This is a genomic window from Pseudomonas sp. GD03862 (assembly GCF_029840855.1).
GTDB lineage: Bacteria > Pseudomonadota > Gammaproteobacteria > Pseudomonadales > Pseudomonadaceae > Aquipseudomonas > Aquipseudomonas alloputida.
On record NZ_JAOCDI010000024.1, the window covers coordinates 61077 to 87021 of the forward strand.

A 25945-nucleotide genomic window follows, 5' to 3' on the forward strand; every position below is an offset into this window, starting at 1 on the left:
CGGGCGCTTGCGTCTCTTCTACTCTTTTGCCTACGCAGTCATCCAACAAGAAGGTGCAGGCATGAGCGAGGCGAAGTCGAACGCTGCAACCGGCGAAACGCTGGTCAGCTTCCGTGGTGTGCAGAAGAGCTACGACGGCGAGTCGCTGATCGTCAAAGACCTCAACCTGGATATCCGCAAGGGCGAGTTCCTCACCCTGCTTGGCCCGTCCGGCTCGGGCAAGACCACCAGCCTGATGATGCTGGCGGGCTTCGAAACGCCCACCGCCGGTGAAATCCAGCTTGGCGGGCGCTCGATCAACAACGTGCCGCCGCACAAGCGTGATATCGGCATGGTGTTCCAGAACTACGCGCTGTTTCCGCACATGACCGTGGCCGAGAACCTGGCCTTTCCGCTGACCGTGCGCAACCTGAGCAAGACCGACATCAGCGAGCGGGTCAAACGTGTGCTGAACATGGTGCAGCTCGACGCTTTCGCCAAACGCTACCCCGGCCAGTTGTCCGGTGGCCAGCAGCAGCGGGTGGCGCTGGCCCGGGCATTGGTGTTCGAGCCTCAGCTGGTGCTGATGGACGAGCCACTTGGCGCGCTGGACAAACAGCTGCGCGAACACATGCAGATGGAGATCAAGCACATTCACCAACGTCTTGGTGTGACCGTGGTGTACGTGACCCACGACCAGGGCGAAGCGCTGACCATGTCCGACCGCGTGGCGGTGTTCCACCAGGGCGAAATCCAGCAGATCGCCGACCCGCGCACGCTGTACGAAGAGCCCTGCAACACCTTCGTCGCCAACTTCATCGGCGAGAACAACCGCATCAGCGGCACCCTGCTGGCCAGTGATGGCAAACGTTGCCAGGTGCAGTTGCCTCGCGGCGAGCGGGTCGAGGCGCTGGCGGTGAATGTCGGCCAGGCCGGCGAGCCGGTGACCCTGTCGATACGCCCGGAGCGCGTGCGCCTGAACGGCCACAGTGAAAGCTGCGTCAACCGGTTCTCTGGCCGGGTGGCCGAATTCATTTACCTGGGCGACCACGTGCGGGTGCGTCTGGAGGTTTGCGGCAAAGGCGACTTCTTCGTGAAGCAGCCGATTGCCGAGCTCGACCCGGCGTTGGCCGTGGGCGATGTAGTACCGCTGGGCTGGGAGGTGGAGCACGCCCGCGCGCTCGATCCGATTGCCGAAGCCCATTGATGGATTGCTTCACCAACCCTGTACTGTGGAGAGAATAATAATGCGCAAGCAGTTGAAACTGACCGCCCTGGCTTTGGGGCTGTTCACCGCTGGCCAGGCCATGGCCGCAGACCTCACCGTGATCTCGTTCGGCGGCGCCAACAAGGCTGCCCAGGTCAAAGCGTTCTACGAACCCTGGGAAAAAGCGGGTAATGGAAAGATTGTCGCGGGTGAGTACAACGGCGAAATGGCCAAGGTCAAGGCAATGGTCGACACCAAGAGTGTGTCGTGGAACCTGGTAGAGGTTGAGTCGCCAGAGCTGGCGCGCGGTTGCGACGAAGGCATGTTCGAAGAGCTCGACCCGGCCCTGTTCGGCAACGAGGAAGACTACGTGCCTGGTGCCATTCAGCCTTGCGGTGTGGGCTTCTTCGTCTGGTCCACGGTCATGGCCTACAACGCCGACAAGCTCAAGACCGCCCCCACCAGCTGGGCCGATTTCTGGGACACCAAGCAGTTCCCGGGCAAGCGCGGCCTGCGCAAGGGCGCCAAGTACACGATGGAATTTGCACTGATGGCCGACGGTGTTGCGCCCAAGGACGTCTACAAAGTGCTGGCAACCAAGGAAGGCCAGGACCGCGCCTTCAAGAAACTCGACGAACTCAAGCCCAGCATCCAGTGGTGGGAGGCGGGTGCACAGCCACCGCAGTTCCTGGCCTCTGGCGACGTGGTCATGAGCTCTGCCTACAACGGCCGTATTGCCGCTGTGCAGAAAGAAAGCAACCTCAAGGTGGTGTGGAACGGCGGCATCTACGACTTCGATGCATGGGCAATTCCTAAAGGCGCCAAAAACGTCGAAGAGGCGAAGAAATTCATCGCCTACAGCGTCAAGCCCGAGCAGCAGAAGATCTACTCCGAAAACATCGCCTATGGCCCGGCCAACTCCAAGGCCGTGAGCCTGCTGTCGGACGAAGTGAAGAAAGACATGCCGACCACGCCTGAGAACATTGCCAACCAGGTGCAGATCGACGTGACCTTCTGGGCCGACAACAGCGAGCAGCTGGAGCAACGCTTCAACGCCTGGGCGGCGAAGAAGTAAACGTCCAGTGTGTGGGGCCGTAAAGCGGCCCCCAATTCAGCCTGTATTGCGGAGTTCGCCATGGCCATTGCAGTGCCCCTCAACGAAGGCGCAGGTCCAAGTCTCAAGCAGCGCCTCAAACACGCCGAGCGGGTCAACCGCTGGAAGGCGCAGGCGTTGATCGCGCCGCTGGCGCTGTTTCTTCTGCTGGTGTTCCTGGTGCCGATTGCGGCGCTGCTGTACAAGAGCGTCGGCAACCCTGAAGTAGTCGCCGGCCTGCCGCGCACGGTGGAAGTCATCAGCCAGTGGGATGGCAAGAGCCTGCCAGGCGAGGACGTTTACAAGGCGCTGAGCCAGGATTTGGCCCAGTCGCGCAAGAACCAGACCCTTGGTGACCTTTCCAAACGCTTGAACATGGAACTGGCCGGTTACCGCAGCTTGTTGACCAAGACTGCCCGTGCACTGCCCTTCAAGGCTGAGCCTGCCTCTTATAAAGAGGCATTGCAGGCTGTCGACGAGCGTTGGGGCGACCCGGCTTATTGGCAGGCGATACGCCGCAATACCAGTTCGGTGACTTCTTTCTACCTGCTGGCCTCGGTGGACCATCGCATCGATGACCTTGGTGAGCTGGCCAAGGCCACCCCGGACCAGGCCATTTACCTGGACATTTTTATCCGTACCCTGTGGATGGGCGTGGTGATTACCACTATCTGCCTGGTACTGGCCTACCCACTGGCCTACTTGTTGGCCAACCTGCCGACCCGGCAGAGCAACCTGCTGATGATTCTGGTGCTGTTGCCTTTCTGGACATCGATCCTGGTGCGGGTGGCGGCCTGGATCGTGCTGCTGCAGTCGGGTGGGCTGATCAATAGCGCGCTGATGGCCATGGGCATCATCGACCAGCCGCTGGAGCTGGTGTTCAACCGCACAGGCGTCTACATCTCGATGGTGCACATCCTGCTGCCGTTCATGATCCTGCCACTGTACAGCGTGATGAAGGGTATTTCCCCGGGGTACATGCGTGCGGCGATCTCGCTGGGCTGCCACCCGTTCGCCAGTTTCTGGCGGGTGTACTTCCCGCAGACTTACGCCGGTGTTGGCGCCGGTTGCCTGCTGGTGTTCATCCTGGCCATCGGTTACTACATCACCCCGGCACTGCTGGGTAGCCCCAACGACCAGATGGTCAGCTACTTCGTCGCCTTCTATACCAACACCAGCATCAACTGGGGCATGGCCACCGCACTGGGCGGGCTGTTGCTGCTGGCGACCGTGCTGTTGTACCTGATCTATAGCTGGCTGGTCGGCGCCAGCCGTCTGCGCCTGAGCTGAGGAGCCTGTCATGCTGAGCCCATACATGTCGCCCGTGGAGCGGGTCTGGTTCTACAGCCTGCGCATTCTCTGTGGCTTGATCCTGCTGTTCCTGATCTTGCCAGTGCTGGTGATCGTGCCGCTGTCGTTCAACAGTGGCAGCTTCCTGGTGTACCCGCTGCAGGGCTTCTCGCTGCAGTGGTATCAGGACTTCTTCGGCTCGGCCGAATGGATGCGGGCATTGAAAAACAGCATCATCGTTGCCCCGGCGGCCACAGTGCTGGCCATGGTGTTCGGCACCTTGGCGGCCATCGGCCTGACCCGTGGCGATTTCCCCGGCAAGTCGCTGGTGATGGCGCTGGTGATTTCGCCCATGGTGGTGCCGGTAGTGATCATCGGGGTGGCCAGTTACCTGTTCTTCGCCCCTCTGGGTATGGGCAACAGTTTCACCTCGCTGATTCTGGTGCATGCGGTGCTGGGTGTGCCGTTCGTCATCATTACCGTGTCGGCGACGCTGCAGGGGTTCAACTACAATCTGGTGCGCGCGGCGGCCAGCCTGGGAGCCTCGCCTTTGCTGGCTTTCCGCCGGGTGACCCTGCCGCTGATCGCACCCGGCGTCATCTCGGGCGCCCTGTTTGCCTTTGCCACCTCGTTTGACGAGGTGGTGGTGACGCTGTTCCTCGCCGGGCCGGAGCAGGCAACCCTGCCGCGGCAGATGTTCAGCGGTATTCGCGAGAACCTGAGCCCGACCATTGCCGCGGCGGCGACCTTGTTGATTGCGTTCTCGGTGGTGTTGCTGTTGACCCTGGAATGGTTGCGTGGGCGTAGTGAGAAGCTGAGGACCCAGCAGCCGGCCTGATGAGGGGTTGCCTGTGCGGGCCTCTTCGCGGCTAAAGCTGCGAAGAGGCCGGCACAGGTTGCGCTGGTCGACAGCAATTGATACCAATCAGCCTTCATCGCTTTCCCTGAGTTACAATGCGCGCCACCGTGACTCTGCCAACAGGTGCGCCATGCAGCCCTACGCTATTGCCCCCTCCATTCTCTCTGCCGATTTTGCCCGCCTGGGTGAGGACGTCGACAAGGTATTGGCTGCGGGTGCAGACATCGTCCACTTCGATGTCATGGACAATCACTATGTCCCCAACCTGACCATCGGTCCGATGGTCTGTACCGCTCTGCGCAAGTACGGCGTTACTGCGCCGATCGACGTGCACCTGATGGTCAGCCCGGTTGACCGCATCATTGGCGACTTTATCGAAGCGGGTGCCACCTACATCACCTTCCACCCTGAAGCCACGCAGCACATCGATCGTTCGCTTCAGCTGATCAAGGATGGTGGCTGCAAGGCCGGCCTGGTGTTCAACCCGGCCACCAGCCTGGACGCCCTGAAGTATGTGATGGACAAGATCGACATGGTGCTGCTGATGAGCGTCAACCCAGGCTTCGGCGGGCAGAAGTTCATCCCCGGCACCCTCGACAAGCTGCGCGAAGCGCGTGCGCTGATCGACGCCAGTGGCCGTGATATCCGTCTGGAGATCGATGGTGGCGTGAACGTCAACAACATCCGCGAGATCGCTGCCGCTGGCGCCGACACCTTCGTGGCCGGCTCGGCGATCTTCAACGCCCCGGACTATCAGGAAGTGATCGCCAAGATGCGCGCCGAACTGGCCCTGGCCCGCCCATGAGTGGCTTCGAGCAGCTGTTCCCGGGAACGCTGCCAAGGCTGGTGATGTTCGATCTGGACGGTACCCTGATCGATTCCGTGCCTGACCTGGCCGCCGCTGTGGACCGCATGCTGCTCGAACTGGGGCGCCCGCCTGCTGGCCTTGAGGCCGTGCGCCACTGGGTTGGCAATGGCGCCCAGGTGCTGGTGCGCCGCGCGTTGGCGGGCGGCATCGACCATGCCGACGTGGACGATGCGCTGGCAGATCAGGCGTTGGCGCTGTTCATGGACGCTTATGCCGAAAGCCATGAACTTACCGTGGTCTATCCTGGCGTGCGCGACACCCTGCGCTGGCTGCGCAAGCAGGGCGTGGAGATGGCGCTGATTACCAACAAGCCTGAGCGCTTTGTTGGCCCACTGTTGGACCAGATGAAGATCGGTAATTTCTTCCGCTGGATCATTGGTGGCGACACCCTGCCGCAGAAAAAGCCCGACCCGGCGGCGTTGCTGTTCGTCATGCAGATGGCCGGTGTTACCCCGCAGCAGTCCCTGTTTGTCGGTGATTCGCGCAGTGACGTGCAGGCGGCGAAGGCGGCTGGCGTGCAATGCGTGGGCCTGACCTACGGCTATAACCATGGCCGGCCGATCGACGACGAATCCCCCAGCCTGGTAATCGACGACCTGCGCGCATTGCTGCCCGGTTGCGCAGACCCGGCCACTGGGATAACGTTGGCGGACCTTCAAGCCTCACAAGACAGAGAGTCCACCGTGGCGGTTACTGGCAAATTCTGGATGAAAGTCATCAAGGCCTTGGCCCGTTGGCGTTGGCGCGCCTGACTTCAGCCTGCCGGCGTGTGCCGGCCCGTCCGTTTGCCTGACCTATTGCTGCTTGCCACGAGACTACTCATGAACCGCGAAGAATTCCTGCGCCTGGCCGCTGCCGGCTACAACCGTATTCCCTTGGCCTGTGAAACCTTGGCCGACTTCGACACGCCGCTGTCGATCTACCTGAAACTGGCTGACCAGCCCAACTCGTACCTGCTCGAATCGGTGCAGGGCGGGGAGAAGTGGGGCCGATACTCGATGATCGGCTTGCCATCGCGCACCGTGATGCGTGTGCATGGCTACCGTGTCAGCATCCTGCACGATGGCGTCGAGGTGGAAAGCTGCGAGGTCGAAGACCCGCTGGCATTCGTTGAAACCTTCAAGGACCGCTACAAAGTTGCCGATATCCCCGGCCTGCCGCGTTTCAATGGCGGCCTGGTCGGCTACTTTGGCTACGACTGCGTGCGTTATGTTGAAAAGCGCCTGGGGGCCAGCCCCAACCCAGACCCGCTGGGCGTACCGGATATCCTGCTGATGGTGTCCGACGCGGTGGTGGTGTTCGACAACCTTGCGGGCAAGATGCACGCCATCGTGTTGGTTGACCCAGCTGAAGATCGGGCCTTCGAACAAGGCCAGGCACGTCTGCAAGGCTTGTTGGAAACCTTGCGCCAGCCAATCACCCCGCGCCGCGGCCTGGACCTGAGTGGCCCGCAGGCGGCCGAGCCGGCGTTCCGCTCCAGCTACACCCGCGAGGATTACGAAAACGCCGTCGGTCGTATCAAGGAATACATCCTGGCCGGGGACTGTATGCAGGTGGTGCCGTCGCAGCGCATGTCGATCGACTTCAAGGCTGCGCCTATCGACCTGTATCGCGCGCTACGCTGCTTCAACCCGACGCCGTACATGTACTTCTTCAACTTCGGTGACTTCCATGTGGTCGGCAGCTCGCCCGAAGTGCTGGTACGTGTCGAGGACAATCTGGTCACCGTGCGCCCGATTGCCGGTACCCGCCCGCGTGGTGCGACCGAAGAGGCCGATCGTGCGCTGGAGGACGACCTGCTGTCGGACGACAAGGAAATTGCCGAGCACCTGATGCTGATCGATCTGGGTCGCAACGATGTCGGTCGTGTATCTTCGACCGGCAGTGTGCGCCTGACCGAGAAGATGGTGATCGAGCGTTACTCCAACGTGATGCACATTGTTTCCAACGTTACCGGCCAGCTGCGTGAAGGCCTGACGGCGATGGATGCACTGCGGGCGATTCTGCCGGCTGGCACCTTGTCGGGTGCGCCCAAGATCCGGGCGATGGAGATTATCGACGAGCTGGAGCCGGTCAAGCGTGGGGTTTACGGCGGTGCCGTCGGCTATTTTGCCTGGAACGGCAACATGGATACCGCAATTGCCATTCGTACCGCAGTGATCAAGGACGGCGAGCTACATGTGCAGGCCGGTGGCGGCATCGTTGCCGACTCGGTGCCGGCGCTGGAATGGGAAGAAACCATCAACAAGCGCCGGGCGATGTTCCGTGCGGTGGCGTTGGCCGAGCAGACTTCCGCCAGATAAATTGATTGGGGCTGCTGCGCAGCTCATTCGCGGGTAAACCACGCTCCTACAAGGTTGTGTAGGAGCGGGTTTACCCGCGAAAGGGCCGGGCCTGCTGGCCAATTTCTACCTACCGTTCACCGTTGCCGCCGCTATCGTATTCGCGGGTAAACCCGCTCCTACATGGATTGCGCAAGCCTCAGGCATACGGGGCCGTCGTAGGAGCGGGTTCACCCGCGAATGGGCCGGGCCTGCTGGCCAATTTCTACCTGCCGTTCACCGTTGCCGCCGCCACCGTATTCGCGGGTAAACCCGCTCCTACAAGGGTTGCGCAAGCCTCAGGCATACGAGGCCGTCGTAGGAGCGGGTTCACCCGCGAATGGGCCGGGCCTGCTGGCCAATTTCTACCTGCCGTTCACCGTTGTTGCCGCCACCGTATTCGCGGGTAAACCCGCTCCTACGAGGGTTGCGCAAGCCTCAGGCATACGAGGCCGTCGTAGGAGCGGGTTCACCCGCGAATGGGCCGCAAAGCGGCCCCCAGCAATTCAGAAGTCCACGCTAACCCCCACGCTAATGCCCTGCTGCGTCAACTCATCACTCTTGCGCCAGTTGTAGTTCCCGCGCAAATGCACCCCTGCCACCAGTTCATGGCTCACACCCAGGCTCGCCCGGGTCAGGTCGCTGTGCGGCGTATACCCGGTCAGGGTGAAGTCATTCGCCGGCAAGCTGGTCAGGTGCATCGTCACATCCTGCTCGTCGTCCTCGAACTCATGCTCCTGCGCCACCTCGGCGAAAAGCCGGGTACTTGGCAGTACCTGCACACTGCCCAGCAGCCCCACGCCCAGGCGGCGTGACGTGCGCTCCTGGTCATCGAAGGCAAGCGCCGTCGAGCGCCCGCTTTTCTCGTCGTAGCCATCCACCTTCACCCGCGCATAGTCGGCACTGATGAAAGGTGCCAACTGCCAGTTGCTGGTGTCGGCCGCCAGGTTGTAGCCCAGCCGCCCGGACATTGCCCAAGCCTCGCCGTCGGTGTCGCCCTTCTCACTGCGGTCATTCACGCCCAGGGCGAAGGTACGCTTGAGGTCGCTGTAGTCCAGGTGCCCGGCGGTCAGCGCCGCGTCGGCCCACCAGCGGTCCTGGCGGTATTGGGCAAAGGCACTGGCCATATAGCTGTTCAGCTTGTAGTCCGAGTCCTGTTCACCAGCTTCCAGCTTCTGCCGGTACGCACCGCCGGCCAGGCCCAGGCGCCAGGCGTCGTTCAGGCGATAGCTGCCGCCCACGGTCAGGTTGTAGCCGCGGCCGTCACCGCTGGCCGCGCTGTGCTGGCCGTCGAAGTCCAGGTCCTGAGCGCCGCTGGCGACAAAGGCTTGCCATTGGCCAACTGCTTGCCAAGGCGTCTGCCACTGATTACGCAACTCATCCTGGTGAGCCCGCAGGCTGGCGTGGGCCATTTCCGGTAGCAGGGTCAGTTCCCAGGGGGCCGCGAGAATCGAGTAGGCGTAATCGGCAATCAGCTGCTGACCCGCGATGGTCGGGTGGACCGAGTCGTTGAACAGCAGTTTGGTCGGGTCTGGCGTTGTGCCGTTGATCCCGTACACCGGGTTTTCCACGCAGCTATCGCCGCTGTAGCAGGTGCCGACCAGGTTCTGGTCGCTGGCCAGGCCGAACTGACTGGGGCTGGCCAGCGCCTCGCTCAACAGCACAGGGATGTTCAGTGGAATGATCTGGGCATCGATCTGCCCTAGCTGGCTGATCAGTGACTGGTTGAACGCAGCGGAGAGCAGTGACAGTGGGTTTTGCTGTGGCGTGCCGCTGAAATTGGGCGTTTGGCCGAGGTCAGGTAGCAGCCAGACCATGATGTAGCGCGCGCCTCCTTGCTGAAGCGCTTGGGCGCTGGCAGCCAGGCGGGCGCCGGCGGCTACGGCGTCGGCCGGGCTATTCACCAGGCCCTGAAGGAAGTCGTTGCCGCCGCCTGTCAGGTAGTACAAGGCGTTGGGGTCGGCGCGCAGGCCGTTGGCCAGGTAGCCGGGGCGCTCGCGCAGCACCTGCCCGGCATTGGGGTTTCCTGGTGGGATGACGGTCTCGGACGTTGTCGTGATCGAGTCCAGGATCTGCTGGGTGGTGTACCCGCCGACTGCCCAGTTATTACCATCGGGCTGGATGCCTACGGATGTCGACGGGTTAAGGTCGCCTGGCGCAACGCCCAGGCGGCCACCGAGGATCATCGGCGACACCGGGGCGAAGTTGCCGTCGGCGTCACGGTTGGTGAAACGCGCGCCTGGGGTACCGCCAACAAGATCGGGAAACTGCCCGGCATCGGCGAGGCTGTCGCCAAACACGATCAGGGTTGAATAGGGCGAAGGGCCGGCCAACGCCTGGCTGCAGGCCAGGGCCAGTGAAGCGAGGGTAAAGCGCAATAACGGGGCTTTTCGCATCGGGGAACATCCTTTTCTTTGTTTTTATCAGGACAAGCCCATCGACCTTAGCAAATCGTCGTGCTTCGCTCCCAAGTCCATTCGTTTCCCCGTGTTTACAGGCATATTGCGCCCGTCGCCCCGGTAGGCTACTGTGCCGGGACGTATGAGCGAGACCTATCCTGTGTTGATCGTCAGCAAACTCTTGATGCGCGTAATCAAGGCCCACGCCCGTTGGCGTTGGCGCGCCTGACTTTATCTCCTGCCGGCCCGCCCGGCCCGTCCCCGTTTGCCTTCTCGTTTACCGCCCGTTGTGGCAAAGCCGCGCCTGTGGCTGGTGCCGGAAGGTTCGAATCATGAAGTCAGTAGATTCAAGAGGTTTAACACCATGTTACTGATGATCGACAATTATGACTCATTCACTTACAACGTCGTTCAGTACCTTGGCGAGCTGGGTGCCGAGGTCAAGGTCATTCGCAATGACGAAATGACCATCGCCCAGATTGAGGCCCTCAACCCTGAGCGCATCGTCGTATCTCCGGGCCCGTGCACCCCAAGCGAGGCAGGCGTGTCCATCGAGGCCATCCTGCATTTCGCCGGGAAGTTGCCAATCCTCGGCGTATGCCTGGGCCACCAGTCAATCGGGCAGGCCTTTGGCGGCGACGTTGTACGTGCACGTCAGGTCATGCACGGCAAGACCAGCCCGGTATATCACCGCGACCTGGGCGTGTTCGCCAGCCTTAACAACCCGCTGACCGTGACCCGTTACCATTCGCTGGTGGTAAAGCGTGAAACCTTGCCCGACTGCCTGGAAGTTACCGCCTGGACCTCCCATGCTGACGGCTCGGTCGATGAGATCATGGGCCTGCGCCACAAGACGCTGAATATCGAAGGGGTGCAATTCCACCCTGAGTCGATCCTGACCGAGCAGGGCCACGAACTGTTCGCCAACTTCCTCAAACAGACCGGCGGCCGCCGTTAAGGATCGAACATGGATATCAAGAGTGCGTTGAGCCGTATCGTCGGCCAGTTGGACCTGACTACCGAAGAAATGCGCGAGGTCATGCGCCAGATCATGACCGGTCAGTGCAGCGAGGCGCAGATAGGCGCTTTCCTGATGGGCATGCGCATGAAAAGCGAAAGCATCGACGAGATCGTCGGTGCGGTGTCGGTGATGCGCGAGCTGGCCGAAAAGGTCGAGCTGCAAAGCCTCGATGGTGTCGTCGATATTGTCGGTACCGGGGGTGATGGCGCCAACATCTTCAACGTGTCCACCGCTTCGTCCTTCGTCCTGGCGGCGGCGGGCTGCCCGGTGGCCAAGCATGGTAACCGCGCAGTCTCGGGCAAGAGCGGCAGTGCCGACCTGCTGGAAGCTGCCGGCATCTACCTGAACCTGACGCCAACTCAAGTGGCACGCTGCATCGACAGCCTGGGCATTGGCTTCATGTTCGCGCAAAGTCACCACTCGGCCATGAAACATGCCGCTGGCCCACGTCGAGAACTGGGGTTGCGCACCCTGTTCAATATGCTCGGCCCGCTTACGAATCCGGCCGGAGTGAAGCACCAGGTGGTCGGTGTGTTCGCGCAAACCCTTTGCCGCCCGCTGGCTGAGGTGCTGCAACGCCTGGGGAGCAAGCATGTGCTGGTCGTGCACTCGAAGGATGGTCTGGACGAGTTCAGCCTGGCTGCACCCACCTTCGTCGCCGAACTGAAAAATGACGAAATCACTGAATATTGGGTAGAGCCGGAAGACCTCGGCATGAAGAGCCAGAGCCTTCATGGCCTGGCTGTCGAGAGCCCTCAGGCTTCGCTGGAGTTGATCCGCGATGCGCTGGGCCGGCGCAAGACCGAGAACGGTCAGAAGGCCGCCGAGATGATCGTGCTTAATGCTGGCGCGGCACTGTACGCAGCCGACCATGCCATGAGCCTGAAAGCCGGTGTAGAACTGGCCCATGATGTACTGCACACCGGCCTGGCCTGGGAAAAGCTGCAGGAATTGGGTGCCTTTACTGCAGTATTCAAGGTGGAGAACGAAGCATGAGTGTGCCGACGGTGCTGGAAAGGATCATTGCCCGCAAGTTTCAGGAAGTGGCCGAGCGCAGTGCGCGCGTCAGCCTCGCCGAGCTGGAGGGCCTGGCCAAGGCCGCTGACGCCCCGCGAGGCTTCGCCAACGCGCTGATCGAGCAGGCCAAGCGCAAGCAGCCCGCGGTGATTGCCGAAATCAAGAAGGCTTCGCCAAGCAAGGGCGTGATCCGCGAGCACTTCGTGCCAGCGGAAATCGCGGTCAGCTACGAGAAGGGCGGGGCCACCTGCCTGTCGGTGTTGACCGATGTCGATTATTTCCAGGGGGCCGATGAGTACTTGCAGCAGGCCCGCGCGGCTGTTTCGCTGCCGGTGATCCGCAAGGACTTCATGGTCGACCCTTACCAGATCGTCGAAGCCCGGGCCCTGGGGGCAGATTGCGTACTGCTGATCGTGTCGGCGCTGGATGACGTGAAGATGGCTGAACTGGCCGCCACTGCCAAGGACGTCGGCCTCGACGTGCTGGTAGAAGTGCACGATGGCGATGAACTGGAGCGCGCGCTGAAAACCCTGGATACACCGCTGGTGGGGGTGAACAACCGCAACCTGCACACCTTCGAGGTCAGCCTGGAAACCACCCTTGACCTGCTGCCGCGCATTCCGCGTGACCGTCTGGCGATTACCGAAAGCGGTATTCTCAACCGGGCCGATGTGGAGCTGATGGCAATCAACGAGGTTTACTCGTTCCTGGTGGGAGAGGCGTTCATGCGCGCCGAGCAGCCTGGCCTGGAATTACAGCGGCTGTTCTTCCCCGAGCAGGTGAAGAAGACTGTTCAGCAACTGGACTGATCAAATGAAGCCGGCGTTTTTGCCGGCTTTTTTGTACCTGTAATGGCCTCTTCGCGGGCAAGCCCGCTCCTACACGGGTACGCGCCCTGTCGTAGGAGCGGGTTCACCCGCGAAGAGGCCAGTGAAATCAACATCATAGGTGGATCAATGACCGATCAACCCCTGGCCCTGAGCGTCGAACAAGGCCTGCACGCCGAGCAGGAACTGCTGGCCGCCGTCTGCCGCGGCGAACGCGAGAATGGTGTGCTGTTCTGGCGCCCCACCGACCACGCGCTGGTCATGCCTCGACGCATGAGCCGGCTGGGCAACTTCGAGGTCGCCTGCGCGGAATTGGCTATTGCTGGCTGGCCGGTGCTGCTGCGAGAAACCGGCGGTGAGCCGGTGCCTCAGTCGCATTCGACGGTGAACGTTGCACTGGTCTACGCCGCACCGCGCAGTGAAGGCGACCACGGCCGTATCGAAAATGCCTACGAGCGCCTGTGTCTGCCGCTGTGTGATGTGCTGCGCGAGTGGGGCGGGGTAGCGTCAGTCGGGGAAATCGACGGGGCCTTCTGCGATGGCCGCTACAACGTCAACCTCAATGGCCGCAAATTGGTGGGTACCGCCCAGCGCTGGCGTCAGGGCCTGGGTGGCAAGCGCCCTGTGGTGCTGGTGCACGGTGCGCTGCTGCTGGACAACGAGCGTGAGTCGATGGTGGCGGCGGTCAACCGCTTCAACGAGTGCTGTGAGCTGGAGCAACGCTGTCGCGCCGATGCGCACATCGCCTTGCACGAAGTGGCGCCGGCAGCACCTTGGTTCGAGCGCCTTTCGCAGGCCTACGCCAAGGTACTGGCCGAGTTGCCCAAGGACTAGCGGGTACCGTGGACCACCATGGTCTTGCCTTTGACCTGCACCAGGCTGCGTTCCTCGAGGTCCTTGAGAACGCGGCCGACCATTTCCCGAGAGCAACCGACGATTCGGCCGATTTCCTGACGGGTAATCTTGATTTGCATGCCATCGGGGTGGGTCATGGCGTCGGGCTGCTTGCACAGTTCCAGCAGGCAACGGGCAACTCGCCCGGTCACGTCGAAAAATGCCAAATCGCCAACCTTGCGCGTAGTGTTGCGCAGGCGCTGGGCCATCTGGCTACCCAGGGCATAGAGGATTTCCGGGTCCTGGCGCGCCAGCTCGCGAAACTTCTCGTAGCTGATTTCGGCCACTTCGCATTCGGTCTTGGCGCGTACCCAGGCGCTGCGCTGCTGCTCGCCATCAACGGGCTCGAACAGGCCTAGCTCGCCAAAGAAATCGCCATGGTTGAGGTAGGCGATGATCATTTCATGGCCGTCGTCGTCCTCGATGAGGATGGTGACCGAACCCTTGATGATGAACGACAGTGTCTCGGCCCGGTCGCCGGCGCAGATGATATTGCTTTTGGCGGTGTAGCGGCGGCGCTGGCAGTGTACCAGCAGCTTGTCGATGTTCTTTATCTTGGCGGGTAGGGCGGAGGCAACCATCACGAAATCCTGTTCGATATGACGCATAGGCTTTTTTAGAGGTTGGCTGACGGAGAGCGCCAGTCATTTGGCGCCAGCTTATCAGACACTACGAGATGTTTCGGTACTAAACCGACACATCTCGTGCTTTTCCCACAGCCGCACAAGGTCTAAGCTGACACCCTTTTCCGAAAATCAGGAGTCCGGGTAGATGAAGGCACGTATCCAGTGGGCCGGTGAGGCAATGTTCCTCGGCGAATCGGGGAGCGGCCATGTCGTCGTAATGGACGGCCCGCCCGAGGCCGGCGGCCGCAACCTGGGCGTGCGACCGATGGAAATGCTGTTGCTGGGCCTGGGTGGCTGCAGCAGCTTTGACGTGGTGAGCATTCTGAAGAAGTCGCGCCAGGCAGTGGAAAGCTGCGAGGCATTTCTGGAGGCGGAGCGCGCCAGCGAAGACCCGAAGGTGTTCACCAAGATTCACATGAACTTTGTGGTGAAGGGGCGTGGGCTGAAAGAAGCGCAGGTCAAGCGGGCGGTGGAGCTGTCGGCGGAAAAGTATTGCTCGGCTTCGATCATGCTCGAGCGTGCCGGGGTTGAGATTACCCATGGGTATGAAATCGTAGAGCTGGGTTAAGGCTGAGATTCCGGGGCCGCTTTGCAGCCCTTGTGGAAGCGGGTGAACCCGCTCCCACCCGCGGCCCGGGCGAGTTTCAGTTGCGCAGGGCCGGAAGGGCCATCCGCAACCATTGCGGAAGACTGCTTCTCAGCGCCTGGCTCAACCGCTCCCGGCGCTTCTGGTAAACCAGCCCAAGCCAGATAACCCCCAGCCCGATCATGGTCAGCACCACCGGGAACAGCAGCGACTGGGCAAACACCTCGTACGACAGATATCCCAGATAAGCCGCCACCCCCAGCGCACCAAACACCATGAACACCGGCCGACGCAGCAGCACCGCCATGCCCATCAGCGCAATGTTGATCAGGCAGTACATGGCCTTGCCCAACTCACTGCCGCTGTCCAGTAGCGTCAACCCGCCCCAGAACGCTGCCAGCCCGGCGAGGTAACCCCAACGTGCGTAGTCCTCACGTGTGCGACCGTCTATCACGAGGAAAACCACCAGCAAGCCCAGCCCAAACCACAGGGAGACGTGGCGACGCTGCTCCCAACTGAACGGTGAGCCGAAGAACCACTCGCTAAGGTCCATCGACATGAACCACAAGGCCACGGCCATTGGCATGACGACGAACGGGTAGGGGATCAGTCGCAGCATTAGCAGCCCGGCAAGCACCGTGGCTGCTTCCATCGCCAGCCAGCCGCCTTGCACGTAGGTGTAGTACTGGTGGTAGTCAGCCTGCGCATCGTCCAGTGGCCACCAGCCGAGCATGCGTTCGATAGCGAATACCGCCAGCGGCACGATGCTGACGGCTACTGCTGCCAGCACGCCAGCAGCGACGGGCTGGGCGCGGCGTTGCAGATTGAGGGCGAACAAGGTGATCAGCAGGATATAGAGGCTGGCGATGATCAACAGCGCGCCGTCACCGAGGCTCATCCAGGCCTCGGTGAGCAACCAGCCCATTGCCGCCATGATCAGCATGGCGCCAAAGTAGAAGGCAACATGGGCCAGCTGAAAGCTGCCACGTGGTGCGGGTTGCTGGCGCAGGAATGCCAACAGGCTTTGGTCCTGGCCTGGTTGGAGAATGCCTGCTTGCACGGCGCGCGCCAGGTCCTTGGCGTCGAATCGATCCGTCATGGTGATGCCTTCAGATGCGGTATGTGCTCTTGGTCATGACCTTGGCCAGCAAGCTCATGCCAAAGCGGACGGGGGCCGGGAAGCGATAACCACCGGCTTCCAGCGCAGACTCGGCGTGCTGCTCTTCGTCTATGCGCATCTGCTCGAGAATGGCCCGGGATTTTTCATCTTCGTGCGGGAGTTGCTCCAGGTGCTCGTCGAGGTGCTTGCACACCTGATGTTCGGTAGCGGCGACGAAGCCCAGGCTGACCTTGTCGCTGACCAGCCCGGCCAGTGCGCCAATGCCGAACGACATGCCGTAGAACAGAGGGTTGAGCACGCTCGGGTGGCTGTTCAGCTGGCGAATGCGCTGCTCGCACCAGGCCAGGTGGTCGATTTCTTCCTCAGCGGCATGCTCCATGGCCTTGCGCACTTCGGGCAGCTTGGCGGTCAGGGCCTGGCCTTGGTACAACGCCTGGGCGCAGACTTCACCGGTATGGTTGATGCGCATCAGCCCGGCAATATGGCGGGCCTGTTGCTCGTCCAGGTCAACGTCTGGCTGGACGATGGCCGGCGATGGCCGGGCAGGTTGGCCGCTGAAAGGCAGCAAGGTGCGCATGGCGGTATCGGCCTGCAGCAACAAGCGGTCGAGCGGCGAGTAGTGACGTTCGGTAGCCATCGGGCACCTCCGCAAGAATGTGCCCGACAGTTTACCGCAATAGCGGCGGGGTCGCTTGCCGTGGGTCAGCCCGGTGGCCAGTTCATCTGGCGCTGGCCAAGCACGTGCATATGGATGTGGTAGACAGTCTGGCCGCCTTTGGGGTTGCAGTTCATGACCACGCGGAAACCTTCCTCGCAGCCTTGTTCGACAGCCAGGCGCTGGGCGGTGAACAGGATGTGGCCAGCCAGGGCCTTGTCTTCTTCGGTCAGGTCATTGAGGGTGCGAATGTGCTTTTTCGGGATGACCAGAAAATGTACCGGTGCCGCGGGTGCAATGTCCTTGAAGGCCAGGATCTGGTCGTCTTCATAGATGATATCTGCCGGGATTTCCCGGTTGATGATTTTGAGGAATAGATCGTCCACAGCACTTGCTCCATGGTGAGGGTCGGGCCGAGTGTACTCAGCCGGGCGCCGCTCGCCCAGTGGCTATTCCATGCCTAAGGGGCAATAGCGGCGGTGGATGGCCCCGGCCAGCTTGCGCACCAGCCAGCGCGGCAACAGCCGCGGTGCGAACGCCAGCCAGCGGTTGCGCCGGCCAGGCATGATCAGTGCGCGGTTCTTGTCCAGTGCCCGCACGGTGTACAGCGCCACTTCCTCGGGGCTGAGACAGCGCGGCTTGCCATCGAGCCGCGCAATGCGCCGGCGTGCGGAACGTACCGGGCCAGGGCACAGTACAGAGACCTTGATGCCGGTGCGCTTGAGTTCTTCGCGCAGGGCCTGTGAAAAGCTCAGCACATAGGCCTTGCTGGCGGCATAGGCGGCCATCCATGGGCCAGGCGCCACCCCGGCCAGGCCGGCGACGTTGAGAATCTGCCCGCCACCCTGCACAGCCATCAGGTTACCGATGGCGTGACACAGGCGGCTCAGGGCCAGCACGTTGACTTCCAGCAGATCCTGTTCGTCGGCCCATTCATGGGCCAGGAACGGCCCATAGGTGCGCAAGCCCGCGCAGTTGACCAGCAAATCGATACGCCGCTCACCTTCTTCCAGCTCGAGCACGAAGCCTGAAAGGCGCAACGGCTGACTGAGGTCGCAGGCGCGGAACAGCACCTCGACACCGAAACGCTGGGTCAGCTCGATGGCGACAGGCTCCAGCGTTTCTCGTTGGCGTGCCACCAGGATCAGATTGCGCCCGCGCCGTGCCAGCGCTTCCGCCAAGGCCAGGCCCAGGCCGCTGGAAGCACCAGTGATCATGGCGTAACGGGTCATGCAAGGCTCCTGGGGGCGGAAGAGGGCGCCTAGTGTACAACTTGCCCGTGCAAGGTGTTGCCTTTTGCTACAAGGCGCGGGCGCGCAAAACCTGGCAGCGTTCCAGGGCTTGTCGGTACTCGCCATGCAGGCGCTCGATCAATGCGCTGGCGCTGGGCAGGTCATGGATGTCTCCGACACCCTGGCCCGCTGACCATACGGTCTTCCAGGCCTTGGCTTCGTCATCGATCGGTTTGAGCTTGCCTTGCACCTGCCCCCCCTTGAGGGTGTTCATGTCGTAGCCGGCCTGCTCCAGGCTCTGGCGCAGGAAGCTGGCGGGGATGCCGGACACCACGGGTGTGTGGATGATGTCGGCGGCATGGGCGTTCAGCAGCATCTGTTTGTAGGCGCCCTGAGCCTGGCTTTCTGTGGTGGCGATGAAGCGCGTGCCCATGTACGCCAGGTCCGCCCCCAGCAGTTGTGCGGCCAGGATTTCGTGGCCGTGGTTAATGCAACCAGCCAGCAGCAGGGTCTTGTCGAAGAACTGGCGAATTTCTGCGGCCAGGGCGAATGGGCTCCAGGTGCCGGCATGGCCGCCCGCGCCTGCGGCGACGGCGATAAGGCCATCGACACCGGCTTCGGCGGCCTTTTCGGCATGCCGGCGGGTGGTGACATCGTGGAGCACCAGGCCGCCGTAGCCGTGTACGGCATCGACCACTTCCTTTACCGCCCCCAGGCTGGTGATAACGATTGGTACACGGTGTTCGACGCACAAGGCCAAGTCGGCCTGCAGGCGCGGGTTGGTCGGGTGGACGATCAGGTTGACGGCGTAGGGCGCTGGCGCCTGCAGTTGAGCCAGGCCAGCCTCGATCTCTTCCAGCCAGGCCTTGAAGCCAGCGCTGTCGCGTTGGTTCAGGGCCGGGAAACTGCCAACCACGCCGCTGGCGCAGCAGGCCAGCACCAGTTGGGGGTTGGAGATGAGGAACATCGGCGCGGCAACCACGGGCAGCCGCAGGCGTTGTTCGAGCGAGGCAGGTAGCGACATGGCAAGGCTCCTTGAGCGGGTGGCTATGTCAGAACGGTTTCACCACCACCAGAATGACGATAGCCAGCAGGATCAGCACGGGCACTTCGTTGAACCAGCGATAGTAAACGTGGCTGCGGGTGTTGGTGCCGTTGGCGAAGCGTTTGCGCTGGGCACCGCACACGTGATGGTAGCCGGTCAGCAGGATGACCAGGGTGAGCTTGGCATGCAGCCACCCCTGGCTCAGCCAGCCGGGGGTGAGGTACAGCATCCAGGCGCCAAACACGTAGGTGGCGATCATCGCCGGGTTCATGATGCCGCGGTACAGCTTGCGCTCCATGGTCACGAAGCGTTCCTGGCTGATGCTGTCCTGGCTCTGGGCGTGGTAGACGAACAGCCTGGGCAGGTAGAACAGGCCGGCGAACCAGCAGACCACGCTGACGATATGCAGCGCTTTGATCCATAGGTAAAGCATGGAGGGAGTTCCTTCAGATAGTCACGGTCGTCAGATAGTAGTGGTCAGGCGCCCGAAGGGTCACCCGAAGAGTTGTTACAGGCGCCCTGCGCCCCTATTATCGTGCGCTTTCCAGACGGCTCGTTGATAAGGGGCAAGCGTTATGATCAAGGTCGGTATCGTCGGCGGCACGGGTTACACCGGCGTCGAACTGTTGCGTCTGCTGGCACAGCATCCACAGGCCGAAGTGGCGGTCATCACTTCGCGCTCCGAGGCGGGCGTGGCGGTGGCGGACATGTACCCGAACCTGCGCGGCCACTATGACGGTTTGGCGTTCAGCGTGCCGGACAGCAAGGCTCTGGCCGCCTGCGATGTGGTGTTCTTCGCCACGCCGCATGGTGTTGCCCACGCCCTGGCCGGTGAGCTGCTGGCGGCTGGCACCAAGGTGATCGACCTGTCGGCCGACTTCCGTCTGCAGGATGCCACTGAGTGGGGCAAGTGGTACGGTCAGCCCCATGGCGCGCCAGAGCTGCTCAAGGACGCAGTCTATGGCCTGCCCGAAGTCAACCGCGAGAAGATCCGCCAGGCACGCCTCATCGCTGTGCCGGGTTGCTACCCGACTGCAACCCAGCTGGGCTTCCTTCCGCTGCTGGAGGCGGGCTTGGCTGACCCGTCGCGCCTGATAGCCGACTGCAAGTCGGGTGTCAGCGGCGCTGGTCGTGGTGCGGCAGTGGGCTCGCTGTTCTGCGAGGCCGGCGAAAGCATGAAAGCCTACGCGGTAAAGGGCCATCGCCACTTGCCGGAGATCAGCCAGGGCCTGCGCCTGGCCGCGGGCAAGGACATCGGCCTGACTTTCGTGCCGCACCTGACGCCGATGATCCGTGGCATCCACGCCACCCTGTACGCGAACGTGGTCGATACCTCGGTCGACCTGCAGGCGCTGTTCGAGAAACGCTACGCCGATGAACCGTTCGTCGACGTGATGCCAGCAGGCAGCCATCCGGAAACCCGTAGCGTGCGTGGTGCCAACGTCTGCCGCATTGCCGTTCATCGTCCGCAGGGTGGTGATCTGGTGGTGGTGCTTTCGGTGATCGACAACCTGGTCAAGGGTGCCTCCGGCCAGGCGGTGCAGAACCTCAACATTCTGTTCGGTCTGGATGAGCGCATGGGCCTGTCCCATGCCGGCTTGCTGCCGTAAGGCCGCCAGCATTGGAAAAGGCCCGCGTCGTGCGGGCCTTTTTGCAGGTCGCGACTAAAGCCGCACAATTCTTGACCGATTTTCTCGGGAAAGCGGATAATGCGCGTCATCGAGTTTTATGGCGGCTACCGCGCCGGGAGAATCAACATGAGCGTCGAAACCTTCACCCCTACCGGTCTGGAGTTCACCCATGGGGCAGCCCAGAAGGTGAAAAACCTGGTCAATGAGGAAGGCAATGAACGTCTGAAACTGCGGGTGTTCGTGACCGGTGGTGGTTGCTCGGGCTTCCAGTATGGCTTCACCTTCGATGAAGACGTGGCCGAAGATGACACCATTGTCGAGCGCGAGGGCGTTTCCCTGGTGGTCGACCCGATGAGCTTCCAGTACCTGGCGGGTGCCGAAGTGGACTATCAGGAAGGCCTGGAAGGTTCGCGTTTCGTGATCAAGAACCCGAATGCCGCGACCACCTGCGGTTGCGGGTCGTCGTTTTCGATCTAAGGGTTGGGCATACGAAAACGCCGCGCAATTGCGCGGCGTTTTGCTTTCTGGCGTATCGGCTATGCCGGGTAGATTGCGCCCAGTACGCGCAGGCCCTTGGCGGCAGTGACGCTGGGGCGGTTGGCGGCGATGCCCTCCAGGCAGCAGTGAGCCAGCCAGGCGAAGGCCATGGCTTCGACCCAGTCCGGGTCTACGCCATAGGCGCCAGTGCTTGCGACACGGGCCGCAGGTAGCAGCTGGCCAAGACGGGCCATCAGCGCGCCGTTGCGGGCGCCCCCACCACAGACCAACAGCGCCTCGGTGCCTTGCTGGGCTTTGCCAAGCGAATCGATGATGCTGCGTGCGGTCAGCTCCAGCAGTGTCGCCTGCACGTCCTGGGCCCGGTATGCCGGCAGGGTGGCCAGGTGGCGATCCAGCCAAGGCAGGTTGAACACCTCGCGGCCGGTACTCTTCGGGCCGCTGCCGGCAAAGAACGGGTCAGCCATCAGTGCGCTGAGCAACCCGGGCTGAACCACACCCGAGGCAGCCCAGGCGCCATCTGCATCGTAGGCGTGGCCGTGCTCGCGCTCGATCCAGGCATCCAGCAGCACGTTCCCCGGGCCGCAATCGAACCCATGAACCGGCTTGTCCTGCTCGATCAGGCTGAGGTTGCTGAAACCGCCTACGTTAAGGATTGCCAGGCGTCGGCCAAGCTGGCTGAACAGGGTTTCGTGGAAGGCCGGTACCAGTGGCGCGCCTTGGCCGCCGGCAGCCACATCGCGACGGCGGAAGTCGGCGACCACGCTGATGCCGGTCAGTTCGGCGAGCAGTGCGGGGTTACCGATCTGCACAGTAAAGCCGCGGGCCGGTTCATGGCGAATGGTCTGGCCGTGGCTGCCGATGGCGCGAACGGCTTCGGGCTTCAGTCCCTGGCGAGCCAGCAGTTGGCAGATACCTTCGCCGGCCAGGCTGGCCCAGCGGTTTTCCGCCAGTGCTGCACGGGCAATCTCGTCAGGGCCGCTGCTGCACAGGGCCAGCAGGTCCTGGCGCAGGTCCGGGGGCATGGGCAGGTAGTGGGTGGCGAGCAGTTCAAGCTGCTCGCCTTGTTCGACCAGGGCGATATCCAGGCCATCGAGGCTGGTGCCGGACATCACCCCCAGGTAGAGCGCCATGGCTTAGCGCTTGTTCGCTGCGAGCAGGGTGGCCTTTTCCTGATCCATGCGGGCAATCAGCGGCTGGCTCTGCTGCAGGAAGCGCTGACGCTCGTTCTTGGCAATCGGGTCAGCCATAGGCACCTTCTGGCTCAGCGGGTCGACGTGCACGCCGTTGACCTGGAACTCGTAGTGCAGGTGTGGGCCGGTGGACAGGCCGGTAGTGCCGATGTAGCCAATGATCTGGCCCTGCTTGACCGTACTGCCGGTCTTGATGCCTTTGGCAAAGCCCTGCATGTGGCCATACAGCGTCTTGTAGCGGTTGCCATGCTGAATGATCACCGTATTGCCGTAGCCACCACGGCGCCCGGCCAGTTCAATGCGACCGTCACCCGCTGCCTTGATTGGTGTACCGCGGGGGGCCGCGTAGTCGACGCCTTTGTGGGCGCGGATCTTGTTCAGGATGGGGTGCTTGCGACCGGCGGAAAAGCGCGAGCTGATGCGGGCGAAGTCGACGGGCGTACGGATGAAGGCCTTGCGCAGGCTGTTGCCGTCGGCGGTGTAGTAGGCAGTGTTGCCCTGCTTATTGGTATATCGCACGGCGGTGTAGGTCTTGCCGCGATTGGTGAAGCGGGCGGACAGGATATTGCCGGTGCCGACGACCTTGCCGTCCATCACTTTCTGCTCATAGACCACGTCGAATTCGTCACCCGGACGAATGTCCTGAGCGAAGTCGATGTCATAACCCAGCACGCGGGCCAGGCTCATGGTCATGCTGTGGGACAGACCGGCGCGCTGGGCCGATGCCGACAGCGAGCTCTTGATCACGCCGTGGGCATAGGCGGTACGCACCACCGGCTTGCTGATTTCACGATTGAAGGTGTAGCCCTTGGCGGTCTTAGTCAGTTGAATGGTTTCGAGGTTGCTGACCTTGCTGTGCAGGCTGGCCAATTGGCCATCCTTGTCGAGTTCGAACTGCAGCACCTGGCCGTGCTTTAGCTGGCTGAACTGCTTGGCCTGCTTGTTACTTGCCAGCAGGTCATGCACTGCATTGGCTGGCAGGCCAACCTTGGCGAACAGGGTTGACAGTGTATCGCCACGGGCCACGGTAACTTCGCGGTGACCAGGCTCCTTGGCGGCCTCGGCAACCGGTTCAGCGGCCGGGGCCTGCTGATCGGCCTTCTGGGTTTCGGGGGTAGCCCCTTCGATCTGGGCGAAAGGCGAGCCTTGCTCACCTTCACTTTGCACCAGTGGCGCGGCGCGGGATTCGTCTTTCAGCTGCTCGGCAGGGCTTTCGAGCTCGAGGTTGAGGGTAGTTTTCTTGGCTTCCACTTCGCTGGAAGGAAATACCAGCAAAGCCAGGCTGAGCAGGGCGGCGATGCCGCTGGCGGCCAACAGATGGCTCTTCGGATAAAGCGGGGGCGCTTTAGGCGGTTCGTTGGTCATGGGCAAGGTGACTTTGAAAAAAGTGAAATGGAAAAGATGAATGACATGATGAAGATGAAATAACTGTATAAAATATAACCAAATCCATTTTCACGCAAGGGCGCGTAGACGCCGCAAGCCTGTGTTCGGGTCACATTCCTTTGCGAAACTTGTATTTGACGGCCGATCTTGTATGGTTGGCTCCCCCTGAATCTGAGCCTTGCGGGTTTGTCTATGAAGTCGGTTGAAGAGCAGCTGGCGCTTATCAAGCGCGGTGCGGAAGAAGTACTGGTCGAGTCGGAACTGGTGGAGAAGCTCAAGCGCGGCCAACCTCTGCGCATCAAGGCTGGCTTTGACCCGACCGCACCTGACCTGCACCTGGGTCACACGGTGCTGATCAACAAGCTGCGTCAGTTCCAGGAGCTGGGTCACCAGGTCATCTTCCTGATTGGTGACTTCACCGGCATGATTGGCGACCCGAGCGGCAAGAGCGCCACGCGCCCGCCGCTGACCCGCGAGCAGGTGCTGGAGAACGCCGAGACGTACAAGCAGCAGGTTTTCAAGATTCTTGACCCGGCCAAGACTGAAGTCGCGTTCAACTCCACGTGGATGGACAAGCTGACCCCTGCCGACTTCATTCGCCTGGCTTCGCAGTACACCGTCGCGCGCATGCTGGAGCGTGATGACTTCGACAAGCGTTACACCACCAACCAGCCGATTGCCATTCACGAGTTCCTCTATCCGCTGGTGCAGGGGTACGACTCGGTAGCGCTGAAGGCGGACGTTGAGCTGGGTGGTACCGACCAGAAGTTCAACCTGCTGATGGGGCGCGAACTGCAGCGGTCTTATGGCCAGGAAGCGCAGAACATCGTGACCATGCCACTGCTCGAAGGGCTCGACGGCGTGAAGAAGATGTCGAAGTCGCTGGGCAACTATGTCGGCATCCAGGAAGCGCCAGGGGTGATGTACAGCAAGCTTGTGTCTATCCCGGATACCCTGATGTGGCGTTACTTCGAGTTGCTGAGCTTCCGTTCGATGGAAGAAATCGAGCAATTCCGTGCCGACGTCGCCAACGGTGCCAACCCGCGTGACATCAAGATCAAGTTGGCAGAAGAGATCGTCGCGCGCTTCCATGGAGAAGAGGCTGCGGCCAATGCTCACCGTGCTGCCGGTAACCGTATGAAGGAAGGCGAGCTGCCGGAAGACTTGCCGGAGATCGAAGTGGCTGCGGCGGAAGACCTGCCAATTGCTGCGGTGCTGAACCGGGCTGGTCTGGTCAAGAACTCGGCACAGGCGCGAGACTTGCTGAATAGCGGCGCGGTGAAAGTTGATGGTGCAGTGGTCGACAAGGACTTCATGTTTGTCCTTGGTGCTACCCATGTGTGCCAGGCTGGCAAGAAGTCGTTTGGCCGGGTTACCCTCAAGGCTGAGTGATTGCCTGGATGGTGTAGCTATATAGATGCGGGGAGGCCGGTAGGCCTCCCCGCTTTGTTTTTGGGGGTTGGTGGTTGCTGTTGTAGGGGGAGGGGGCTGTTTTGAGAGGGTGTTGGCGGTGAGATGTGTCCGCCACAACCCTTGCAGTGCCTGTGAGATCGAGCGCCGCGCGCGTCCGGCTTGAGACATTCACCGCCTATGAGACCGAGCGCCGCGCGGGCGGCGCTCGATCTCAAAGGCGCTGAAACTGTCGTGGCGAACACTTGGCAGCCCCGATACGGTCTTTCCCCCTTATATTTCACTTTCTTGAAATTAAAGGTTGACGCCCTCTCGAATCCCCTTATAATGCGCCCCACTTCCAGCGACATCGGAACGAAAAACTCCTTGATATTCAATGAGTTAAGTAGTGAAAGCAAAAGCTGGAAGGGCTACGATCAAATGATCGAAAGCGGTTGAAATGGTGGTTGACAGCGCTTCCAAGTGCTGTATGATTCGCCTCCCGCTACGAGAGATCGCAGCGAGCCAAGTGTTTGAAGCTAAACGAGTTTCTCGCAAAAAACTTCAAAATAAACGCTTGACAGGCTCTGAGGAAAGCGTAGAATGCGCGCCTCGGTTGAGACGAAAAGCTCTTAACCAAACGCTCTTTAACAAATCGAATCAAGCAATTCGTGTGGGTGCTTGTGAGTACGGACTGATAGTCAAAAAGATTATCAGCATCACAAGTGGCCATGCGAGAAATCACATAGTCATTTGAGATTGCTGAGCCAAGTTTAGGGTTTCTTAAAAACCCAAGCAGTATTGAACTGAAG

At 61.5% G+C, this 25945-nt stretch carries 25 protein-coding genes; 15 read left to right on the plus strand and 10 right to left on the minus strand.

Features of this window, described 5'->3' with window-relative positions:
• Positions 1-61: 61 nt before the first annotated feature.
• From N5D53_RS16610 to trpE, 7 genes are all read left to right on the plus strand, one after another.
• A complete protein-coding gene (locus N5D53_RS16610) occupies positions 62-1186 on the plus strand; it encodes an ABC transporter ATP-binding protein (protein WP_003255547.1) in 1125 nt (374 codons plus the stop codon).
• 40 nt (positions 1187-1226) lie between these two features.
• A complete protein-coding gene (locus N5D53_RS16615; RefSeq protein ID WP_019439217.1) occupies positions 1227-2261 on the plus strand; it encodes an ABC transporter substrate-binding protein in 1035 nt (344 codons plus the stop codon).
• A 60-nt stretch (positions 2262-2321) separates the two neighbouring features.
• A complete protein-coding gene (locus tag N5D53_RS16620) occupies positions 2322-3569 on the plus strand; it encodes an ABC transporter permease (protein WP_104960679.1) in 1248 nt (415 codons plus the stop codon).
• 10 nt (positions 3570-3579) lie between these two features.
• Positions 3580-4407, plus strand: a complete 828-nt coding sequence (locus tag N5D53_RS16625) for an ABC transporter permease (protein ID WP_014589454.1) — start codon at positions 3580-3582, stop codon at positions 4405-4407.
• A gap of 151 nt (positions 4408-4558) precedes the next feature.
• Positions 4559-5233: a ribulose-phosphate 3-epimerase gene (gene rpe, locus N5D53_RS16630; RefSeq protein WP_003255539.1), complete on the plus strand. Its 675-nt coding sequence runs from the start codon at positions 4559-4561 to the stop codon at positions 5231-5233.
• Positions 5230-6048 (plus strand): phosphoglycolate phosphatase, encoded by an 819-nt coding sequence (locus tag N5D53_RS16635; RefSeq protein ID WP_070383380.1) that lies wholly within the window; start codon positions 5230-5232, stop codon positions 6046-6048. The genes rpe and N5D53_RS16635 overlap by 4 nt, the downstream gene beginning before the upstream one ends.
• A 69-nt stretch (positions 6049-6117) precedes the next feature.
• Positions 6118-7599, plus strand: coding sequence for an anthranilate synthase component I (gene trpE, locus N5D53_RS16640; RefSeq protein WP_190869745.1), 1482 nt, complete (start codon positions 6118-6120; stop codon positions 7597-7599).
• Positions 7600-8123: 524 nt separating this feature from the next.
• Here the strand turns inward: trpE and estP are convergent.
• On the minus strand, positions 8124-10013 hold the full coding sequence (gene estP, locus N5D53_RS16645) for an esterase EstP (RefSeq protein ID WP_104960681.1): 1890 nt from the start codon (positions 10011-10013) through the stop codon (positions 8124-8126).
• Between the two features lie 367 nt (positions 10014-10380).
• Between estP and N5D53_RS16650 the strand changes: the two genes are divergently transcribed.
• The 4 genes from N5D53_RS16650 (at position 10381) to N5D53_RS16665 (ending at position 13715) form a co-directional block, all read left to right on the plus strand.
• On the plus strand, positions 10381-10974 hold the full coding sequence (locus tag N5D53_RS16650) for an aminodeoxychorismate/anthranilate synthase component II (protein WP_003255531.1): 594 nt from the start codon (positions 10381-10383) through the stop codon (positions 10972-10974).
• A gap of 9 nt (positions 10975-10983) precedes the next feature.
• Positions 10984-12033, plus strand: a complete 1050-nt coding sequence (trpD, locus tag N5D53_RS16655) for an anthranilate phosphoribosyltransferase (protein ID WP_010951756.1) — start codon at positions 10984-10986, stop codon at positions 12031-12033.
• Positions 12030-12863, plus strand: coding sequence for an indole-3-glycerol phosphate synthase TrpC (gene trpC, locus N5D53_RS16660; protein WP_003255528.1), 834 nt, complete (start codon positions 12030-12032; stop codon positions 12861-12863). The genes trpD and trpC overlap by 4 nt, the downstream gene beginning before the upstream one ends.
• 147 nt (positions 12864-13010) lie before the next feature.
• The gene (locus N5D53_RS16665) at positions 13011-13715 is read left to right on the plus strand and encodes a lipoate--protein ligase family protein (RefSeq protein ID WP_003255526.1); all 705 of its coding nucleotides are present in this window, start codon (positions 13011-13013) and stop codon (positions 13713-13715) included.
• On the opposite strand, the gene crp is transcribed toward N5D53_RS16665, so the two are convergent.
• On the minus strand, positions 13712-14356 hold the full coding sequence (crp, locus tag N5D53_RS16670; RefSeq protein WP_010951759.1) for a cAMP-activated global transcriptional regulator CRP: 645 nt from the start codon (positions 14354-14356) through the stop codon (positions 13712-13714). The two genes, N5D53_RS16665 and crp, sit on opposite strands and share 4 nt — an antisense overlap.
• Before the next feature lie 190 nt (positions 14357-14546).
• Here crp and N5D53_RS16675 point away from each other — a divergent pair, with 190 nt between their 5' ends.
• A complete protein-coding gene (locus N5D53_RS16675; RefSeq protein WP_004376171.1) occupies positions 14547-14969 on the plus strand; it encodes an OsmC family protein in 423 nt (140 codons plus the stop codon).
• 76 nt (positions 14970-15045) lie between these two features.
• Here N5D53_RS16675 and N5D53_RS16680 read toward each other — a convergent pair whose 3' ends face one another.
• From N5D53_RS16680 to hemJ, 6 genes are all read right to left on the minus strand, one after another.
• Positions 15046-16086, minus strand: coding sequence for a DUF2157 domain-containing protein (locus N5D53_RS16680; RefSeq protein WP_104960682.1), 1041 nt, complete (start codon positions 16084-16086; stop codon positions 15046-15048).
• A gap of 10 nt (positions 16087-16096) precedes the next feature.
• Positions 16097-16744, minus strand: coding sequence for a 2-polyprenyl-3-methyl-6-methoxy-1,4-benzoquinone monooxygenase (gene coq7 / locus N5D53_RS16685; RefSeq protein ID WP_003255520.1), 648 nt, complete (start codon positions 16742-16744; stop codon positions 16097-16099).
• Positions 16745-16809: 65 nt separating this feature from the next.
• Positions 16810-17148 (minus strand): histidine triad nucleotide-binding protein, encoded by a 339-nt coding sequence (locus tag N5D53_RS16690; protein ID WP_003255518.1) that lies wholly within the window; start codon positions 17146-17148, stop codon positions 16810-16812.
• Between the two features lie 63 nt (positions 17149-17211).
• On the minus strand, positions 17212-17994 hold the full coding sequence (locus N5D53_RS16695; RefSeq protein WP_003255516.1) for an SDR family oxidoreductase: 783 nt from the start codon (positions 17992-17994) through the stop codon (positions 17212-17214).
• 67 nt (positions 17995-18061) lie between these two features.
• Positions 18062-19018: a nitronate monooxygenase family protein gene (locus N5D53_RS16700; protein ID WP_104960683.1), complete on the minus strand. Its 957-nt coding sequence runs from the start codon at positions 19016-19018 to the stop codon at positions 18062-18064.
• Between the two features lie 28 nt (positions 19019-19046).
• Positions 19047-19472, minus strand: coding sequence for a protoporphyrinogen oxidase HemJ (gene hemJ / locus N5D53_RS16705; RefSeq protein ID WP_010951764.1), 426 nt, complete (start codon positions 19470-19472; stop codon positions 19047-19049).
• A gap of 142 nt (positions 19473-19614) precedes the next feature.
• Between hemJ and argC the strand changes: the two genes are divergently transcribed.
• Both argC and erpA read left to right on the plus strand, forming a co-directional pair.
• Positions 19615-20649 carry an N-acetyl-gamma-glutamyl-phosphate reductase gene (gene argC / locus N5D53_RS16710; protein ID WP_019472953.1) on the plus strand — a complete coding sequence of 345 codons (1035 nt, stop codon included), beginning with the start codon at positions 19615-19617 and terminating at the stop codon, positions 20647-20649.
• A 147-nt stretch (positions 20650-20796) separates the two neighbouring features.
• Positions 20797-21147 (plus strand): iron-sulfur cluster insertion protein ErpA, encoded by a 351-nt coding sequence (gene erpA / locus N5D53_RS16715; protein ID WP_003255511.1) that lies wholly within the window; start codon positions 20797-20799, stop codon positions 21145-21147.
• A 59-nt stretch (positions 21148-21206) separates the two neighbouring features.
• On the opposite strand, the gene N5D53_RS16720 is transcribed toward erpA, so the two are convergent.
• Together N5D53_RS16720 and N5D53_RS16725 are read right to left on the minus strand one after the other, a co-directional pair.
• Entirely contained in the window at positions 21207-22298 is a 1092-nt protein-coding gene (locus N5D53_RS16720) for an anhydro-N-acetylmuramic acid kinase (RefSeq protein ID WP_129933071.1), read from the minus strand.
• A 3-nt stretch (positions 22299-22301) separates the two neighbouring features.
• A complete protein-coding gene (locus tag N5D53_RS16725) occupies positions 22302-23723 on the minus strand; it encodes a peptidoglycan DD-metalloendopeptidase family protein (RefSeq protein WP_104960686.1) in 1422 nt (473 codons plus the stop codon).
• Between the two features lie 213 nt (positions 23724-23936).
• On the opposite strand from N5D53_RS16725, the gene tyrS reads away from it, so the two are divergent.
• The gene (tyrS, locus tag N5D53_RS16730) at positions 23937-25136 is read left to right on the plus strand and encodes a tyrosine--tRNA ligase (RefSeq protein ID WP_104960687.1); all 1200 of its coding nucleotides are present in this window, start codon (positions 23937-23939) and stop codon (positions 25134-25136) included.
• Positions 25137-25945: the final 809 nt, after the last annotated feature.

Bases quoted from the DNA above. Each gene is read 5' to 3' on its own strand.
- N5D53_RS16725 (WP_104960686.1), bottom strand. From the start codon at position 23,723: ATGACCAACGAACCGCCTAAAGCGCCCCCGCTTTATCCGAAGAGCCAT.
- rpe (WP_003255539.1), top strand. From the start codon at position 4,559: ATGCAGCCCTACGCTATTGCCCCCTCCATTCTCTCTGCCGATTTTGCC.
- erpA (WP_003255511.1), top strand. From the start codon at position 20,797: ATGAGCGTCGAAACCTTCACCCCTACCGGTCTGGAGTTCACCCATGGG.
- hemJ (WP_010951764.1), bottom strand. From the start codon at position 19,472: ATGCTTTACCTATGGATCAAAGCGCTGCATATCGTCAGCGTGGTCTGC.
- N5D53_RS16700 (WP_104960683.1), bottom strand. From the start codon at position 19,018: ATGTCGCTACCTGCCTCGCTCGAACAACGCCTGCGGCTGCCCGTGGTT.
- N5D53_RS16680 (WP_104960682.1), bottom strand. From the start codon at position 16,086: ATGACGGATCGATTCGACGCCAAGGACCTGGCGCGCGCCGTGCAAGCA.
- N5D53_RS16615 (WP_019439217.1), top strand. From the start codon at position 1,227: ATGCGCAAGCAGTTGAAACTGACCGCCCTGGCTTTGGGGCTGTTCACC.
- crp (WP_010951759.1), bottom strand. From the start codon at position 14,356: ATGGTTGCCTCCGCCCTACCCGCCAAGATAAAGAACATCGACAAGCTG.
- N5D53_RS16675 (WP_004376171.1), top strand. From the start codon at position 14,547: ATGAAGGCACGTATCCAGTGGGCCGGTGAGGCAATGTTCCTCGGCGAA.
- N5D53_RS16610 (WP_003255547.1), top strand. From the start codon at position 62: ATGAGCGAGGCGAAGTCGAACGCTGCAACCGGCGAAACGCTGGTCAGC.
- N5D53_RS16620 (WP_104960679.1), top strand. From the start codon at position 2,322: ATGGCCATTGCAGTGCCCCTCAACGAAGGCGCAGGTCCAAGTCTCAAG.
- trpC (WP_003255528.1), top strand. From the start codon at position 12,030: ATGAGTGTGCCGACGGTGCTGGAAAGGATCATTGCCCGCAAGTTTCAG.
- N5D53_RS16720 (WP_129933071.1), bottom strand. From the start codon at position 22,298: ATGGCGCTCTACCTGGGGGTGATGTCCGGCACCAGCCTCGATGGCCTG.
- N5D53_RS16695 (WP_003255516.1), bottom strand. From the start codon at position 17,994: ATGACCCGTTACGCCATGATCACTGGTGCTTCCAGCGGCCTGGGCCTG.
- tyrS (WP_104960687.1), top strand. From the start codon at position 23,937: ATGAAGTCGGTTGAAGAGCAGCTGGCGCTTATCAAGCGCGGTGCGGAA.
- coq7 (WP_003255520.1), bottom strand. From the start codon at position 16,744: ATGGCTACCGAACGTCACTACTCGCCGCTCGACCGCTTGTTGCTGCAG.
- N5D53_RS16665 (WP_003255526.1), top strand. From the start codon at position 13,011: ATGACCGATCAACCCCTGGCCCTGAGCGTCGAACAAGGCCTGCACGCC.
- trpE (WP_190869745.1), top strand. From the start codon at position 6,118: ATGAACCGCGAAGAATTCCTGCGCCTGGCCGCTGCCGGCTACAACCGT.
- trpD (WP_010951756.1), top strand. From the start codon at position 10,984: ATGGATATCAAGAGTGCGTTGAGCCGTATCGTCGGCCAGTTGGACCTG.
- argC (WP_019472953.1), top strand. From the start codon at position 19,615: ATGATCAAGGTCGGTATCGTCGGCGGCACGGGTTACACCGGCGTCGAA.
- estP (WP_104960681.1), bottom strand. From the start codon at position 10,013: ATGCGAAAAGCCCCGTTATTGCGCTTTACCCTCGCTTCACTGGCCCTG.
- N5D53_RS16625 (WP_014589454.1), top strand. From the start codon at position 3,580: ATGCTGAGCCCATACATGTCGCCCGTGGAGCGGGTCTGGTTCTACAGC.
- N5D53_RS16650 (WP_003255531.1), top strand. From the start codon at position 10,381: ATGTTACTGATGATCGACAATTATGACTCATTCACTTACAACGTCGTT.
- N5D53_RS16635 (WP_070383380.1), top strand. From the start codon at position 5,230: ATGAGTGGCTTCGAGCAGCTGTTCCCGGGAACGCTGCCAAGGCTGGTG.